Raw genomic sequence first — 16,328 nt, 5'->3', positions numbered from 1 at the left:
CGGGTTTGAGGCCGTTGTCAGTGGCGCAGTGCACTATCGAACCCGGGAGGTGGTGTCAGGTGCGGCCGGAGATCGACTGCGACGTGCTGGTGATCGGGGGCGGAATCGTCGGCCTGTCGGCGGCGTACGCGATCACCCGCGCCGCTCCGGGTACGCGCGTGACGGTCCTGGAGAAGGAGCAGGGCCCCGCCCGCCATCAGACGGGCCGCAACAGCGGAGTCGTCCACAGCGGCATCTACTACCGCCCCGGCTCCCTCAAGGCGCGCTACGCGGTCCGCGGCGCCACGGAGATGATCAAGTTCTGCGCGGAGTACGGCATCGCGCACGCCGTCACCGGCAAGCTGATCGTGGCCACCGAGCGCGCCGAGCTGCCCCGTCTGCACGCCCTCGTGCAGCGCGGCCGGGAGAACGGCATCGCGGTACGGGAACTGGGCGCGGCCCAGATCGCGGAGTACGAGCCGGAGGTGCGGGGCCTGGCCGCCATACACGTCGGGACGACGGGCGTCTGCGACTACGGCGAGGTGGCCCGCCGCCTGGCCGAGGCCTCCGGCGCCGAGATCCGCTACGGCGCCCGGGTCGTCCGCGTCGACCGCCGGCCCGGCCGCGGGGTGGCCGTCCTGACCGCCGCCGGTGACATCGTGCGCGGCAGGGTGCTGGTCAACTGCGCGGGGCTGTACTGCGACGAGATCGCCCGCCTGACCGGCGACGACCCGGGCATGCGGATCGTGCCCTTCCGCGGCGAGTACTACGAGCTGGCCCGGCCCGAGCTGGTGCGCGGCCTGGTCTATCCGGTGCCGGACCCGGCGTTCCCGTTCCTCGGCGTCCACCTCACCCGCGGCATCCACGACGACGTCCACGTCGGGCCGAACGCGGTCCCGGCGCTGGCCCGCGAGGGGTACGACTGGGCGACCGTGCGCCCCCGCGAGCTGGGCGGGACACTCGCCTGGCCGGGCTCGTGGGCGATCGCCCGCCGGCACTGGCGGTACGGCGCGGGCGAGCTGCGCCGCTCCCTGTCGAAAAAGGCGTTCACGGCCGCCGTGCGCCGGCTGCTGCCCGCCGTCACGGAGGCCGACCTCAGGCCCACGGCGGCCGGGGTGCGCGCCCAGGCGGTGCTGCGCGACGGCACGCTGGCGGACGACTTCCTGATCCAGGAGTCGGCCGGCGCCGTCCACGTGCTGAACGCGCCCTCCCCGGCGGCCACGGCGTCCCTGCCGATCGGCCGCGAGGTGGCACGCCGCGCACTGGCCGCCCTGGACGACCGCTGACGGGCACCGCCCCGCACACCACGGGCGCCGCCGACGCCCACCACCCCCACGTCTCCGCGCGCCGAAAGCCACCCGCCGTCGCCCACGCCGCCCGGTGCGCGGGGTCACGTCCAGTCGCGGCAAGGCCAGCCCTTGGGCTCCCGGCAGCCGAAGGCATTTGCCGAAGGCCATCCCGCCGACGCCCGCCACGCCCACGTCTCCGCGCGCCGAAAGCCACCCGCCGCCGCCCACGGCGCGCGGTGCCCGGGGTCACGTCCGATCGCGGACGGGGTGGCCCCCGGGCTTCCGTAAAATCGACGTACTGTGTCTGACTCCGTGAACAGCCCCGAAGCCCCCCGGCCCACTCCCGAGGCCGCGCCCCGCCGTGCCCGGCCCAAGGGCGAGCCCCGGTTCCCGGACGGGCCGAAGGCCGACCCCGCCGGTTCGCACTTCGAGCGGCGGATCCGGAGCTTCCAGCCGCGCCGCAGCCGCGTCACCGCCGGCCAGGCGGACGCCCTGCAGCGGCTGTGGCCCAAGTGGGGCCTGGACATCGACGGGCGCGCCGTCATCGACCTCGCCGAGCTGTTCGGCAACGACAACCCCGTCGTCCTGGAGATCGGCTTCGGCATGGGCGAGGCCACGGCGCGGATGGCCGCCGCCGACCCGGACACCAACATCCTCGCCGTGGACGTCCACACCCCCGGCCAGGGCAACCTGCTCAACCTCGCCGACCAGAACGGCACGACCAACGTCCGGGTCGGCAACGGCGACGCGATCATCCTGCTCCGCGAGATGCTCGCCCCCGGCTCCCTCGCCGGGCTGCGCGTCTACTTCCCCGACCCCTGGCCGAAGAAGCGGCACCACAAGCGGCGCCTGATCCAGCCGGAGTTCCTGACGCTGGCCGCGTCCCGCATCAGGCCCGGCGGGATCGTGCACTGCGCCACCGACTGGGAGCCGTACGCGGAGCAGATGCTGGAGGTGCTCACCGCGCACCCCGACTTCGAGAACACCCGGCCCGATGGCGGTTTCGCGCCCCGCCCCGAGTTCCGGCCGCTGACCCGTTTCGAGGGCCAGGGACTGGACAAGGGACATGTCGTGAACGACCTGCTCTTCCGTCGCGTACAGCACGAAGACCGACTCCCCGCCGACGCCTGAGCCCGTCTCGTCCGGCGGGCGTCGCCCTCGACTCGTTAGGGTCCTTGCCGTGGCCACCTGTCCCCCGTACCCGGCGCCGCCCAGCGCTCCCACCGACGGCACCCTGCGGCACGCGCACTGGTGGCAGCGCAGGTGGGTGCGGTACGGCGCGCTGAGCGCGCTCCTCGCCATATCCGGACTCGTCATCCTCGCCCTGGTCCGCGAACAGACCGGCACGGAGGGCTTCCTGGTCGGCCTCGGCCTCGCCGTCCTGCCGGTGCCGCTGCTCATAGCCGCGTTCCGCTGGCTCGACCGGGTCGAGCCCGGCCCCTGGCGGAACCTGGTGTTCGCGTTCGCCTGGGGCGCCTGCGCGGCGGCGCTGATAGCGATCGTCGCCAACAGCTTCGCGACCCAATGGATAGCGACGGCGACCGCTGACCCGTCCGGCGCCGACACCCTCGGGGCGACCGTGATAGCGCCGGTCGTCGAGGAGAGCGCCAAGGCCGCCGCCGTCCTCCTCGTCTTCCTGTTCCGCAGACGGGACTTCACCGGCATCCTCGACGGCGTGGTGATAGCCGGGGTCACCGCCACCGGCTTCGCGTTCACCGAGAACATCCTCTATCTCGGCACCGCGTTCGGAACCGACCAGCTCACCGGCGACAGCGGCCTCGCCTCCGTCACCGCGGCGACCTTCTTCGTCCGCATCGTCATGTCGCCCTTCGCGCACCCGCTGTTCACGGTCCTCACCGGCATCGGCTTCGGCATGACCGCGCTGTCGGGCGACCGGCGGATGCCGCGGCGCGTGGCGCCGCCGCTGGCCGGGCTGCTGCTCGCGATGGGCATGCACGCGTTCTGGAACGGCTCCACCACGTTCGGGCAGTTCGGGTTCATCGCCGTGTACGCCGCGTTCATGGTGCCCGCGTTCGGGCTTCTGACGTGGCTGGTGATCTGGACGCGGCAGCGGGAGCTGCGCACCGTGCGGACCGAGCTGCCGGCCTACGCGGTCGCGGGCTGGCTGACGCCGCCGGAGCCGTTCGCGCTGGGCTCGATGCGGGCCCGCCGGATCGCGCGGAAGTACGCGCGCAAGCACGCCGGGAAGGCGGCGGCGCGGGAGGTCGCCCAGTACGAGGCGTACGCGACGTCGCTGGCGTTCCTGCGGCACCGCGGGCGGCAGGGCAAGGCCGGCGCGGGCTTCGTGAACCGGGAGCGGGAGCTGCTGAACGAGCTGTGGGCCCGCCGGGACGCCGCACGCCCGGCCCTGGAGCACGCCGCCCGGGTCACGGCGCCGCCGATCCCGGTCCACCTGCCGCCGACGCCGTACGTGACGCCCTGGCCGACGCACGGCCCGCCGCCCCACGGCCCCACCCCGTACGGCCAGGCCGCCCACGGGCAGACGGCCTACGGACAGACGGGCCACGGGCAGACGCGCCACGGGCAGCCCCCGTACGGCCAACCGGCATACGGCCAACCCGCGTACGGCCAGCCGGCATACGGACAGCCCCCGCACGGACACCCCGCGCACGGACACCCCGCGCCTGGACAGGCGGCCTACGGCCAGGCCGCGTACGGCCAGGCCGCGTATGGCCAGGCCGCGTATGGCCAGGCCGCGCCGTATCCCGCGTACAACCCGTACCAGTCATAGGGACCGCACCGGCCGCACCGGCGCCGGGCGTTACTCCGACGCCCGTGTCAGCCGCGTCACCTCGTCGTCGGTGAGGGTCAGCTCCGCCACCCCCAGCAGGTCCGGGAGCTGTTCCACCGTGCGGGCGGAGGCGATCGGGGCGGCGACGGTCGGCTGCGCGGCGAGCCAGGCCAGCGCCACGGTGGCGACCGGCGCGTCGTGCGCGGCGGCGACCTCGTCGAGGGCGGCGAGCACCCGGCGCCCGCGCTCGGTCTCGAGGTGCTTGGCGGCGCCGCCCGCGCGCGGGCTGTCCACGGTCGTGCCGGGCCGGTACTTGCCGGTCAGGAAGCCGGAGGCCAGCGCGTAGTACGGCACGGCGGCGAGGCCGGCCCGCTCGGCGAGGTCGCGCAGGCCGCCCTCGTAGGTGTCGCGGGAGACCAGGTTGTAGTGGGGCTGGAGTGCCACATAGCGGGCGAGGCCCTCGCGGTCGGAGAACTCCAGGGAGGCCCGCAGCCGCTCGGGCGTGATGTTGGAGGCGGCGATGTGCCGGACCTTCCCGGCCCGCACCAGCTCGTCCAGGGCGCCGACGATCTCCTCGACCGGCACCTCGGGCTTGTCGAAGTGCGTGTAGTAGAGGTCGATGTGGTCGGTGCCGAGGCGGCGCAGGGAGGCGTCGGCGGCGGCCTTGATGTTGGCGGCGGTCAGGCCCTGGTAGTCGGGGTGCTGGCTGACCTTGGTGGCGACGACGACGTCGGAGCGGTTGCCGCGGGCCTTGAGCCACTTGCCGATGATGGTCTCGGACTCGCCGCCGCTGTTGCCGTCGGCCCACGCCGAGTAGGAGTCGGCGGTGTCGACGAAGTTACCGCCCGCCTCCGTGTAGGCGTCGAGGACGGCGAAGGACGCCGTCTCGTCGGCGGTCCAGCCGAAGACGTTGCCGCCGAGGGCGAGGGGGAAGACTTCGAGGTCGGACGAGCCGAGCTTGCGAAGAGTAGTCATGCCGTACGTCAACGGCCGTTGCGGGGGCGCCCATTCCGCACCGCCCGCAAAGATCGCGCAACGCCACGCGAACGCCGCGCGGGCACGCGTGACCGGCAGCCCTGACGTCGGGGGGTTGCCGCCAGGACCGCCGGGGTCGGGAGGGACGTGCGTCGGGGAGCTCCGCGTCAGAGACGCGTGGGGGCACCCCGCGTCATACGTGCGGGGAACCCCACGTCAGTCGTGCGGGAACTCCACGTCAGTCGTGCGTGAGGAGGAATCCCACGTCAGGGGTTGAGACCCTTGCTGCGCAGCCACGCCAGCGGGTCGATGCCGCCGTCGGCACCGTCCGGGTGGACCTCCATGTGGAGGTGGGCCCCGGTGACGTTGCCGGTGGCGCCGACGCGGCCGATGACGTCTCCGGTGGTGACCTTCTGGCCGACGCTGACGCTGATCGACGACTGGTGGCAGTACCAGATCTCCGTGCCGTCCTCGAGGGTGAGGATGGTGCGGTAGCCGTAGGAGCCGGCCCAGCCCGCCTCGGTGATGGTGCCCGTGTGGACCGCCTTGAGGAGCGTGCCGGTGGGCGCGGCGAAGTCGGCGCCGGTGTGGTACCCGGAGGACCACATCGCGCCGGCCTGCCCGAAGACGGAGCTGACGGTGTACGAGGAGGTCGGCAGCGTGTACTGGCGGGCCAGTTCGGCGAGCCGCTCGGCCTCGGCCTTCTTGCGGGCCTCCTCCTCGGCCTTCGCCTTGGCGGCGGCGGCCTTCTCCTCGGCCTCCTTCTCCGCCTTGGCGGCCGCCTCGGCAGCGGCCTTCGCGGCGGCTTCGGCGGCGGCCTCGGCGGCCTTGTCCTCGGCCTGGCTCTGCTGCTGCTCGGCCTGCGCCATGATCCGGGCCCGCAGCGCCTCGCCGGCGTCGGCGGTGCTCTGGTCGGCGGTGGCGGCCGAGGCGACGCCCACGCCGCTGAGCGGATTGGCGGTGCCCTCGGAGGTGTCGTCGTCCGAGATCAGGGAACCCACGTTGGGGAGGTCCGGCATGGAGATCGACACCGGCGGCTTGCCGGTCTGCGCGGTGGCCATGCCGCCCGCGCCGACGGCGGCTATGACGCCGACGCCGAGAACCGTGGAGCTGCGGGCGAGCCCGCCGCCGCGCTGCTTGGCGACGCGATGCCTGCCGCGTACCGGGCGGATGGACTCCTCGGTGGGGTTCCACTCCTCGAACGGGCCCTCGTCGCTGCGGTATTCGCCGTAGCCGAAGGTGTCTGCGGTGCGCTGGCTCGGCACGAACGGGGCCTCAGGGGCAGGCCGGTTGGACGCCACGTGGGCGTACTCCTTTCCTTCCTTCTCCGCCTACCGGGTTAGCTGACGGGTTCGGAGCAGGAAGGTCTCCTACGCGCGTATATCCGTCATGCTGCCACGAGGACCTACGCGCGATTCACCCCAGGGTGGTGGTTCCCCGGTTCCCTCGCGGGATTCGGCGCGTGAGCACGGAGCCGCCTTCTGTGACGGCTGGGACGACCGCGCTGCGTTATCGAACGTTAATAGACGCGGGGCGCGGATTCCAAGCTGTTCCTCTTGATCATTAACGATTTCCGCGCGGACGTACCTGTCACGACCGGTGAAAAACGGGCGAGTTGACCACCCCGCACACACCTTGCGCACGCAGCGTAAACACATCTCGGAAACTGATGGTGTGTCAGTTGTTATCGGAGGGGGACGAGTCCGTCACGGAGCGTGGGCGTCGTGGGCGGAAAACACCGAAGGCCGCGGGCGGAAACACCGAGGGCCGGAACCCTTTCGGATTCCGGCCCTTGACCTTCAGTAGCGGGGACAGGATTTGAACCTGCGACCTCTGGGTTATGAGCCCAGCGAGCTACCGAGCTGCTCCACCCCGCGTCGTTGTGACTCCAGTGTACGTCATCCGCGGAGCCCTCAGCACCACGGTTTGTTTGCGGGCCCGCATCATGGCTGTCCGGCGGGCTTCTCGCCCGGCTTCGCGGCGTGGGTCAGGTTCTCCCAGGCCACGGACAGATGGTCCGTCGCGGCGGACCGCGCCGTCCCGGCCGCGAGCCGGTGCGCCGCCGGGACGGAACCGCCGAGCCGGTCCTCCAGGTGGTGCAGGGCGACCTCCAGACCGGGCCCCAGGGAACCGCCCGCCCTCCCGGCGCCGCCGTTCCTGCCCCCGCCGCCGGCCCGCTCGCCGCACGGCCCGGCGGCCACGCGCTCGCCGAGCTGCTGACGTGCGTGCAGCGCGAGCGCGGCCGTCAGCCGGTCCTTGACCTCGTCGTACAGGTCGACGCCCTGGTGCCAGGCGGTCTCGGCGATGTGGGAGGTGGCGGCGATGCCACGGCCGACCTGCCCGAGGCCGCGGCAGGTGTCCCGCGTCACGCCCTTCTGCCCGGAGAAGTAGGCGGGCACGCGCGCCCGGAACCGCGTCAGGGCCCGGTCGAAGGCCTTGCGGTCCTCCAGGAACACGGCGATCGAGAGCTGCGCGTCGGTCATCACGAGGTCCTGACTGCCGCCGCCCCGCGGGGGGTTCCGGCTGACGGCGGGCAGGTGGACGCTGCGCAGCATGTCCTCGAAGCGCCGGACCCGCTCGGCGGGCCAGCCCGCGCCCGGCGTGTGCCGCACGATCTCCGCGGCCCGCGCCCACGTGGTGGCGGCCCACCCGGCGTCCTGGATGCCGTGCCCCTTCAGCCTGCCGGACCAGGCGTCCATGATCTCCCTGGCCTTGACGGCGTGCTGCCGCTTGCCGGTGACCGTGAACAGCAGGGCCTGCGTGTACGCGGCGATGGCGTCGGCGCGCTCCTCGGCGCATCCGCGGCCGGGCGTCCCGCCGGCGGCGCAGGTGACCGTCTCGTGGGGCCGGGGACGGTACTTGTAGGAGCCGTACTTGCTGTCCCGCATGCCGAGGTAGGCCTTCAGCCACGGCTGCCTGCCCGCGGTCACGTTCTCCCGTACGGCGGTCAGCTGGTCCTTGCCGACGAGGACGCCGGGGTGCGTGAAGTCGGCGTCGGCGGGCAGGGTGCGCGCCATGGCCCGGCCATCCGGCCCCTCGGTCCCGCAGGAGGCGAGGAGGGCGGCGGCGAGGGGAAGGGCGAGGAGTGCGGCCGTACGACGCCGCCGCGCCGCCGGTCCGACGGATTCGCCGCCGCGGCTCACGGAACGCCCCCGCCCGGCCGGCCTCGTGGACTCCCCCGGCCCCCTTCGCCCCTTCGACCTCACTGACCCCATCACGACTCCCTCCGCGTCACCGCGCGTGCCGGTTCACTGGCAGCGTGACGCGGTGGCATGCGGGGCGCAGGATCTGATGGGCCGAAGGGAGTCGGCCACGGCGTGCCGTCAGGCGGGCGGGTCCAGCAGATGCCGGTTGGGCGCCGTGGCCCGCTCCTCGTACTCGGGCAGCACGACGACGTCGACGCCCGCCGCCGCCAGCACGCCGCTGCCGTCGGCGCCCGTGACGAAGGTGTCCGGCTCCCGCCAGGCGGTCACCACACGGCGGACCCCGGCGTCGAGGATCAGGCGGGCGCAGGGCCGGGGCCGGGAGGCGCGGCGGGCGCAGGGTTCGAGGCTGCTGTAGACCGTCGCGGAGGCGAGCCTCGGATCGGCGGGGTCGAGCTTGGCGAGGGCGGCCTCCTCGGCGTGCACGACGGGGTCACCGGCCTCCCGCGAGTGCCCGCGCGCGAGTTCGGTCCCGTCGGCGGCGACCACCACGGCCCCGACGCTGAACGCGGTCGCCGACGGCGGGCACAGCGCCGCCAGGTCGCAGGCCAGGGCGAGCCGGTGCCGGTCGGCGGCGGACGGCACGGCGCCCGTGCCGGGCGCGGTGGGCTCGTAGCGGAGCAGGACGACGTCCTCCAGGCGCCGGGTCTCCACGAGCCGCAGCCGGCCGCCCTGGTAGCCGCCGGGCCCGAACATGCGGGGCGCGCCCGGGTCGCCGACGAACAGCGGGGCGACGACGAGCTGGAGTTCGTCGGCGAGGCCCTGCTGGAGGAGCTGGGTGTGGACGGTGCCGCCGCCCTCGACCATGAGCCGCCCGACGCCGCGCACGTCGTGCAGGTGCTCCAGCAGCGCGCGCCAGTCGAGGGACGGGCCGAGCGGGACGACGTCGGCGGCGATGCCGAGCCGCCGGGCCCGGCCGGCGCCCTCGTCGGTGGAGTAGAGGACCTTGTCGCCGCCGGTGTGCCAGAAGTTGGCCGCCGGGTCGAGGTCGCCCGACCCGCTGACGGTGACCTTGAGCGGGTATGCGGGCCGCCCGGCGGCACGGCGGGCGGCTCGGCGCTCGGGCGAGTTGACGAGCAGCCGGGGGTTGTCGGCGCGGATCGTGCCGGCGCCGACGAGGATCGCGTCGACGGACGCCCGCACCTCGTCGACCCGGTCGAAGTCGGCCGGCCCGGACAGCAGCAGCCGCTCGGGGCCGGTGTCGTCCAGGTAGCCGTCGAGGGAGACGGCGGCGGACAGCAGGACGTACGGCAGAGACATGGCCACCATTCTCCGCAACGACGGAGCCCCCGGCTCGAACCTGCCGAGCCGGGAGCGTTGTCGTAGGCCCTGTGGGACTCGAACCCACAACCAATGGATTAAAAGTCCACTGCTCTGCCAATTGAGCTAAGGGCCCAGGCGATGTTGCCTCCCCGAGCATAGCGGGACGAGGCCGTGTGTCCGATCGGGTATCGCGACCCGGCCGCGCCGCGGAAGCGGACCCGGCCGCGCCGCGATGGCGGCGCGGCCGTGCGGGTGGCGCCTTGGGACGGACGTGGCTTACGGATCCACCGGTTCGGGTGTTCCCGCGCGGGCCGCCTCGCGGGACCGGGTGCGTTCGTGGTCCGGGTTGAGGAACCAGTGGCGGGCCGACGCCAGCCACCAGGTCGCGGCGAAGCCCAGGACGGCCAGGACGGCGACCGGGGCGTAGTTGAAGGACTCCCAGGTGACCGGGGAGACCTGCGGCAGCATGAACAGGACCGTGATCACGCCGACCCACCCGACCGCGACCACGCCGATCGGGCCGGACCAGCGGCCCAGGTGCCACGGCCCCCGTTCGAAGGCGGCGCCCTTGCGCACCCGCAGGAAGGTCGGGACGACGTAGGCGATGTAGAGGCCGATCACGGCGATCGAGGTCACCGCCGCGTACGCCGTGACGTTGATCAGGTACGGCAGGCCGAGGGCGAGCGCGCCCAGGGCCGCGAGCCAGACCGCCGCGACGGGGGTGCGGGTGCGCGGGCTGACGGTGTGCCAGATGTGCGAGAAGGGCAGGGCGCCGTCGCGCGAGAAGGCGTAGATCATGCGGCTGTTGGCCGTGACGGACGCCATTCCGCAGAACAGCTGCGCCCCGATCACGACGAGCAGCAGCAGCTTCCCGGCGGTCGCGCCGAGCGCGTCGAGGAGGATCTGCGCGGGCGGCGCGCCCGTCGGCGACGTGAGGGCGCCCTCGTAGGACTGGATGGCGAAGGTGAAGCCGAGGAGCAGGACGAAGCCGGCGATCCAGGACGTCCAGATGGAGCGGACGATGCCCTTCGGGCCGGCGGTGGACGCGTCGCGGGTCTCCTCCGTCATGTGGGCGGAGGCGTCGTAGCCGGTGAAGGTGTACTGCGCCATGAGCAGGCCGAGCAGGACGACGTACGGGCCGCTGCCCCAGCCGGTGTTGTTGACGAACTCGCCGAAGACGAACGACGCGGACCGGTGTTCGTCCGGTACGAAGGTCAGCGCGCCGACGATGACCGCGACGCCGATCACGTGCCACCACACGCTGATGCTGTTGAGCAGGCCGACGATGCGCACGCCGAAGGTGTTGAGCAGGCCGTGCAGCACGAGGATCGCGGCGAAGAGCAGGATCGTGCGGCCCGGGGTCACCTCGAAGCCGAACTGGAGGTTGAGGTAGGCGCCGAGGAAGGACGCCGCGCCGAAGTCGATGCCGGCGGTCACGGCGACCTGGCCGAGGACGTTGAACCAGCCGGTGAACCACGCCCAGGCGGCGGCCGTGCGCCGGGGCGCCAGGCGGTGCGCCCAGAAGTACAGGCCGGCCGACGTCGGGTACGCCGAGCAGATCTCGGCCATCGACAGGCCGACGAACAGCGTCATCAGGCCGACGGCGACCCAGCCCCAGGTGATCACGGCGGGCCCGCCGGTGTTCATGCCGAACAAATAGAGGGTGAGGCAGCCCGACAGCACCGAGATGATGGTGAAGGAGACCGCGTAGTTGGAGAACGCCGACATGCGGCGGGCGAGAACCTGCGTGTAACCGAGCTGGGCGAGCCGCTCTTCGTCCGACAGCCCACTCGCTTTGCCGTCTTCTGTCATGCCCCCAGCGATTCCCTCGCCGGGGGCACGACATTCGCCGTGCGGCGGGTCAAAGCGCTTGCCCACCACACCGGTTCAGTTCACCGCTCACGCCTCAGCGTGCCCGCGCGATGTGCCTCATGCGCTCCGCGCCCCGCGCCTCAGTGCCTCAGTGCACCCAGCGCTCCCGGGGCGCTGCCGGTCACCGCGATCTTGCCGGTGAGCCGCAGTTCCGGGCCCTGGCCGTCCTTCGGGGCTGCGGTCAGCTCCCAGGTGTACGTGCCGTTGTGCGCGTACCTCCCGTCGGTCGCCCTGCCGTCCCAGGCGGCGGTGAGGGCGGCGCCCCGCTGTACGGCGTCCAGGGTGCGGACCGCCGTGCCCGCCGCGTCCCTGATCACGACGCGGGTGCCGGAGGCGGCCGGCCGGGACAGTTGCCAGGAGGCGTCCCAGCGGGCGTCCGACGACGCCTTCAGGTCGAGGGACGTCTCCGGGGCGGACTCGATCGCGGCCAGCGGGGACGCGGGCACGCCGGAGGCCACGGCCCGCATCGCGCCGGGCCTGCCGCGCTCGGGCAGGTAGGCCACGCCGCCGCCGAAGCGGTCGACCGCGACGTGGTGCGGCGACAGGTGGCCGGTGAGTTCGGCGAGGGTGCGGGTCTGCACGCCCTCGGCGGTGTGGAAGTCGAGCAGTTGGAGCCTGCCGGCCGTCTCGTCGTGCAGGACGACGTGTCCGTCGCCGAGTTCGCCGCCCTTCGGGACGTCGAGCATGCGCCGCGTCGCGCGGTCCCACACGCCGGAGCCCGCCGGGTCGCCGGACGCGTCGCACGTCCAGTACACCCAGCGGCCCACCGCCTGGAGGTCGGTCGGCGTGCACTCCTTGCCGAGGGAAAACGTCTCGGTGTCGCCCGACTTCAGGTCGGTGGCCGTGACGGTGCCCTTGGTCGTGCCGGGCGTCCAGAAGGTGCTGCCCCAGACGGCGGCGGCCGAGGCGGGGCGGGTCAGCAGCACCTTGTCGGCACCGGGCTTCGCCAGGTCGAGGACGTACTGCTCGTACTGCCCGAAGCCGGACACGTAGCCGCGGCCGAAGACCACGTAGCGGCCGGAGGCGTCGACGATCTGACCGCCGCCCGGCGCCGCGACCGTCACCGCGTCGTCGGCGCCGGAGCGGACCTCGACCCCGGAGCCCTTGGGGTAGGCGAACCGCCCGTCGCCCAGCGCGACCGCTCCCGTGCCCGCGGCTCCGCCGCTGCCGTCGGTGCCGCGCGGCGGCTCGGCGACCAGGCTGCGCGGCCCCGCCGACGGGTTGTCACCGGCCAGCTCGACGTGCCGCTTGTAGAGCGACGGCAGGTAGTTGGTGTCCGTCTCCTGCACGGCCAGGTCGCCGGCCGCCAGCGTCACCGCTCCGTAGGAGCCGGGCTTGGCCGGGACGGACCGCACCGCGTCGACCGTGAGGTCGCCGCCGGCGCCCACGCTCACCTTGCGCACCGCCCAGTCCCCGGCCGACGAACCGCCGGCCACCAGGACACCGCCGTCGGGCGTCGGGTTCAGCCCGTAGGCCCGGCCGAGGCGGGCGTGGGGCAGCAGGGTCCGGGTGTCGCCGCCGCCGATCGGCGCGGCGAGCAGCGGCTCGCCCCGGTCCTTCGGCGCGTCGCTGTTGCCGTAGGACTTCGGCTCCCGCAGCGAGAGCACCCAGTTCCCGACGAGCGCGATGTGCGCCCGCTGCTCGTACGACGACGCGACGGGCACGGTGGTCTCCGTGCCCGCGAGCGCGTCGCGGCGCAGCAGATGCGCCTTCTGGTCGCCGTAGGCGGGATCGAACCAGCCGACGTGCGTGGCGGAGACCGCGACCTGCGTGTACGTGCTGCCCCAGGAGCCCTTGAGGACGCCGGTGATCCGGCCGCTCGCCCGGTCCAGCAGGCCGATGGAGCCCGACTGGTCGCCGGAGACCAGGATCGCGAGCATGCCGTCGCCGGCGCCGAGCACCCTGGTCGAGGCGGGCTTCACACCGTTGTCGCCGGTGACCGGGGTGTCGGTGAGCTGCCCGTCGACCAGGCGCAGCAGGTGCAGCGCGTCGAGGGAGCCGCCGGTGGTCCAGGTGGCGCTCAGCACGGTGTCGCCGTAGGTGCCGTGGTACGTGTGGCCCTCGGGGAGCGTGAAGCGGGCCGACGTGCCGGCCTTCATGTCCTTCAGTTCCACCGACCGGTCGGCGGAGGTGTACACGCCGACGGTGTCGGAGCCGTGGCCGCCGATGCGTTCGGCGGAGCTGACGGGGTCCTGGCCGACGGGCAGCGGGTCCCCGGACACCGGGTTCCAGCGGTAGGCGCCGAACGGGCCGTAGCCGGCGACACCGTCCCCGGTGTCGAGTTCCACGCGGGCCAGGTCACCGGTCGCGCCGGCCGACTCCAGGTTGTAGCCGCGCGGCAGGTAGCGGTCGGGCGCGTCGATCGTCAGGGTGGTCGGCGCCGCCTCGGCGTGCGCGGCGGTGAGGAAGGTGGGCAGGGCTCCACCGGTGGCCGCGAGGGCCACGGTCGCGGCGAACGCGCCGCGGAGGAGAGATCGGGTGCGGTTTGGTCTGTGGCGTACGGCCACGCGACACCTCCAGCTCGACTCAAAAGGCGCCGCAAGCTAGCACAAAGATCACGCCAGATTCGAACACATTCACGAATGACCTAGGGGTGGCCAAAAGGGGCGATCAAGAAGGGGCGATCAAGAAGGGGCGATCAAGAAGGGGTGGTCAAGAAGGGGTGGTCAACCGGAACGGCAGAGGGCCCGGACGACGATGTGCTCGTCGTCCGGGCCCTCTCAGGCGAACCCCGGCCGGCCTCGACCGGCCGGTGGGATCAGCGGGTGTCAGCCGTTGCGCTTCCAGCGCGGCTTGTCGTCGCGGCGCCCGAAGGAGGAGCCGGTGGTGCCGCGGTGGTCGTCACGACGGCCGTACGGGCGGTCGTGGCCGCCGGTGCGGAAGCCCGGGCGGTCGCCCTGGCGGTCGCGGTTGAACGGACGGTCGCTGCCACGGTGGCCGCCACGCTCGCCACCCCGGAAGCCGCCGCGGTCACCGCGGTCGTCACGGCGGAACCCGCCGCGCTCGCCACCGCGGTCGTCACGACGCTCGAAGGTACGGCCACCACGGTCGTCACGACGGTCGTCACGGCGGAACCCACCGCGCTCACCACCACGGTCGTCACGGCGGAAACCGCCACGGTCGCCACCGCGATCGTCACGACGCTCGAAGGAACGGCCACCACGGTCGTCACGACGGTCATCGCGACGGAACCCACCGCGCTCACCACCACGGTCGTCACGGCGGTCGTCACGGCGGAAACCGCCACGGTCGCCACCGCGGTCGTCACGACGCTCGAAGGAACGGCCACCACGGTCGTCACGACGGTCGTCCCGACGGAACCCACCGCGCTCACCACCACGGTCGTCACGGCGGTCGTCACGGCGGAACCCGCCACGGTCGCCGCCGCGGTCGCCCCGGTCGTTGTCCCGGCGCTCGCGACGCTCGTACGGCGCCGAAGCCTCCGGGCGCTCCTCGCGCTCGACCCGCTCCACGCGCTCGACGTCCTGCGCGCCGGACTGCGCGGGCACCGCGACCTCGGCGACGGCAGCGGCGGCCTCGGCCGCCTCCGCCAGCACCACGGCCGGGTCCTCGCCCCGCTCGCGCGCCGCGCGGGCGAGCAGCCGGTCGGCCTCCTCGCGCAGCTCGGTCGCGCGCCGCTGCGCACGCTCCAGCTGCTTGGTGAGGTGGGACACCTCACGCTCGGCCTGCTGCGCGGCGTTGCCCGCCGACTCGGCCTGCACCTCGGTCATCGACCGGGCGCCGGTGATCTCGGCGACCTCCGGGTCGAAGGCCGCGCCGCCCTGGATGATGTGGCGCGCGGCGTCGACGCCGGCGTCCTCCATGAGGCGGAAGATCTGCCGCCGCTGGTGCGGCAGCGAGAGCGAGACGACGGTGCCGGTGCGGCCGGCGCGCGCGGTGCGGCCCGCGCGGTGCAGGTAGTCCTTGTGGTCGCCGGCCGGGTCCACGTTCAGGACGAGGTCGATGCCGTCGACGTGGATGCCGCGCGCGGCGACGTCGGTGGCGACGAGGACGTTGACGTAGCCGTCCTTGAAGTCGGCCAGCGTCCGGGTGCGGGCGCCCTGCGTCATGCCACCGTGCAGCGCGTCGGCCTTCACACCGGCGTCGCGCAGCTGCTCGGCGACGCGGTCGGCGCCCAGCTGGGTGCGGACGAAGATGATCGTGCGGCCCTTGCGGGAGGCGATCGCGGCGGTGACCGGCGCCTTGTCCTTGGGCTTCACGATGAGGATGTGGTGCGACATGGTCGTCACCGCGCCCTGCGCCGCGTCGACCTCGTGCACCTGCGGGTCGTTCAGGTACCGGTCGACGAGGGTCTTGATCTCGTTCTCCATCGTCGCGGAGAACAGCATGCGCTGGCCGCCCGCCGGGATCTGGTCGAGCAGCTCCGTGACCTCGGGCAGGAAGCCCAGGTCGGACATCTGGTCGGCCTCGTCGAGGACGGCGATCTGGACGTTCTCCAGCGAGCACGCGCCGCGGTTGATGATGTCGCGCAGGCGGCCCGGGGTGGCGACGAGGACGTCGACGCCGCGCTCGAGGGCGTAGATCTGGTTGCCCATCGAGGTGCCGCCGCAGACGACCTTCATCTTCAGGCCGAGGACGTCGCCGTACGGCTGGAGCGCGTCGGCGACCTGCATGGCCAGTTCACGCGTCGGCGTCAGGATGACGGCGCGCGGCTTGTGCTTCTCGGTGCGGCCGCCGGACAGCGTCGCCAGCGTCGGCAGACCGAAGGAGAGGGTCTTGCCGGAGCCGGTGCGCCCGCGGCCGAGGATGTCCTTGCCGGCCAGGGCGTCCGGGATGGTCGCGGCCTGGATGGGAAAGGGGGAGGTCACGCCGTTCTGTGCGAGCTTGCGCACGATGCCCTCGGGGAGACCGAGGTCGGCGAAGGTCGCCTCGGGGGTGTTCCCCTCGGTGTCTTCGACGCCTGCGGTGCCCTCGTTCTCGGGCATGACGACGTGATCAGTACTGGTGATGGACATGCGAATGCGAAACCTTCCG

At 73.2% G+C, this 16,328-nt stretch carries 10 protein-coding genes, 2 tRNA genes and 1 riboswitch; of the genes, 3 read left to right on the top strand and 9 right to left on the bottom strand.

Features of this window, described 5'->3' with window-relative positions:
- Window positions 1–59 precede the first annotated feature (59 nt).
- From lhgO to ACZ7D7_RS21690, 3 genes are all read left to right on the top strand, one after another.
- Window positions 60–1,265 (top strand): L-2-hydroxyglutarate oxidase, encoded by a 1,206-nt coding sequence (gene lhgO / locus ACZ7D7_RS21700; protein ID WP_470826206.1) that lies wholly within the window; start codon window positions 60–62, stop codon window positions 1,263–1,265.
- Between the two features lie 303 nt (window positions 1,266–1,568).
- Complete coding sequence (gene trmB, locus ACZ7D7_RS21695) at window positions 1,569–2,399, top strand: tRNA (guanosine(46)-N7)-methyltransferase TrmB (RefSeq protein WP_470826205.1); 831 nt, start codon at window positions 1,569–1,571, stop codon at window positions 2,397–2,399.
- A 49-nt stretch (window positions 2,400–2,448) separates the two neighbouring features.
- On the top strand, window positions 2,449–4,020 hold the full coding sequence (locus ACZ7D7_RS21690; protein WP_470826204.1) for a PrsW family intramembrane metalloprotease: 1,572 nt from the start codon (window positions 2,449–2,451) through the stop codon (window positions 4,018–4,020).
- A gap of 30 nt (window positions 4,021–4,050) precedes the next feature.
- Here ACZ7D7_RS21690 and ACZ7D7_RS21685 read toward each other — a convergent pair whose 3' ends face one another.
- From ACZ7D7_RS21685 to ACZ7D7_RS21645, 9 genes are all read right to left on the bottom strand, one after another.
- On the bottom strand, window positions 4,051–4,995 hold the full coding sequence (locus ACZ7D7_RS21685) for an aldo/keto reductase (RefSeq protein ID WP_470826203.1): 945 nt from the start codon (window positions 4,993–4,995) through the stop codon (window positions 4,051–4,053).
- A 266-nt stretch (window positions 4,996–5,261) separates the two neighbouring features.
- A complete protein-coding gene (locus ACZ7D7_RS21680; protein ID WP_470826202.1) occupies window positions 5,262–6,296 on the bottom strand; it encodes a M23 family metallopeptidase in 1,035 nt (344 codons plus the stop codon).
- A gap of 12 nt (window positions 6,297–6,308) precedes the next feature.
- Window positions 6,309–6,466: riboswitch (cyclic di-AMP (ydaO/yuaA leader) on the bottom strand.
- Window positions 6,467–6,798: 332 nt separating this feature from the next.
- Window positions 6,799–6,872: transfer RNA gene (locus tag ACZ7D7_RS21675), tRNA-Met, on the bottom strand.
- Window positions 6,873–6,938: 66 nt separating this feature from the next.
- Entirely contained in the window at window positions 6,939–8,138 is a 1,200-nt protein-coding gene (locus tag ACZ7D7_RS21670) for an alginate lyase family protein (RefSeq protein WP_470826201.1), read from the bottom strand.
- 180 nt (window positions 8,139–8,318) lie between these two features.
- Window positions 8,319–9,458, bottom strand: a complete 1,140-nt coding sequence (locus tag ACZ7D7_RS21665) for a dihydrofolate reductase family protein (RefSeq protein WP_470826200.1) — start codon at window positions 9,456–9,458, stop codon at window positions 8,319–8,321.
- A gap of 63 nt (window positions 9,459–9,521) precedes the next feature.
- A tRNA-Lys gene (locus ACZ7D7_RS21660) sits at window positions 9,522–9,594 on the bottom strand.
- Between the two features lie 143 nt (window positions 9,595–9,737).
- On the bottom strand, window positions 9,738–11,273 hold the full coding sequence (locus tag ACZ7D7_RS21655) for an amino acid permease (protein ID WP_470826199.1): 1,536 nt from the start codon (window positions 11,271–11,273) through the stop codon (window positions 9,738–9,740).
- A 140-nt stretch (window positions 11,274–11,413) separates the two neighbouring features.
- Entirely contained in the window at window positions 11,414–13,840 is a 2,427-nt protein-coding gene (locus tag ACZ7D7_RS21650; RefSeq protein ID WP_470826198.1) for a FlgD immunoglobulin-like domain containing protein, read from the bottom strand.
- A gap of 261 nt (window positions 13,841–14,101) precedes the next feature.
- Window positions 14,102–16,309 carry a DEAD/DEAH box helicase gene (locus ACZ7D7_RS21645; RefSeq protein ID WP_470826196.1) on the bottom strand — a complete coding sequence of 736 codons (2,208 nt, stop codon included), beginning with the start codon at window positions 16,307–16,309 and terminating at the stop codon, window positions 14,102–14,104.
- Window positions 16,310–16,328 lie beyond the last annotated feature (19 nt).

Source organism: Streptomyces sp. NPDC037054 (genome assembly GCF_055606745.1).
The sequence above is the reverse complement of the archived record's forward strand: the minus strand, read 5'-3'. Positions and strand labels throughout refer to the sequence as shown.

Bases quoted from the DNA above. Each gene is read 5' to 3' on its own strand.
- ACZ7D7_RS21685 (WP_470826203.1), bottom strand. From the start codon at position 4,995: ATGACTACTCTTCGCAAGCTCGGCTCGTCCGACCTCGAAGTCTTCCCC.
- ACZ7D7_RS21665 (WP_470826200.1), bottom strand. From the start codon at position 9,458: ATGTCTCTGCCGTACGTCCTGCTGTCCGCCGCCGTCTCCCTCGACGGC.
- ACZ7D7_RS21655 (WP_470826199.1), bottom strand. From the start codon at position 11,273: ATGACAGAAGACGGCAAAGCGAGTGGGCTGTCGGACGAAGAGCGGCTC.
- ACZ7D7_RS21645 (WP_470826196.1), bottom strand. From the start codon at position 16,309: ATGTCCATCACCAGTACTGATCACGTCGTCATGCCCGAGAACGAGGGC.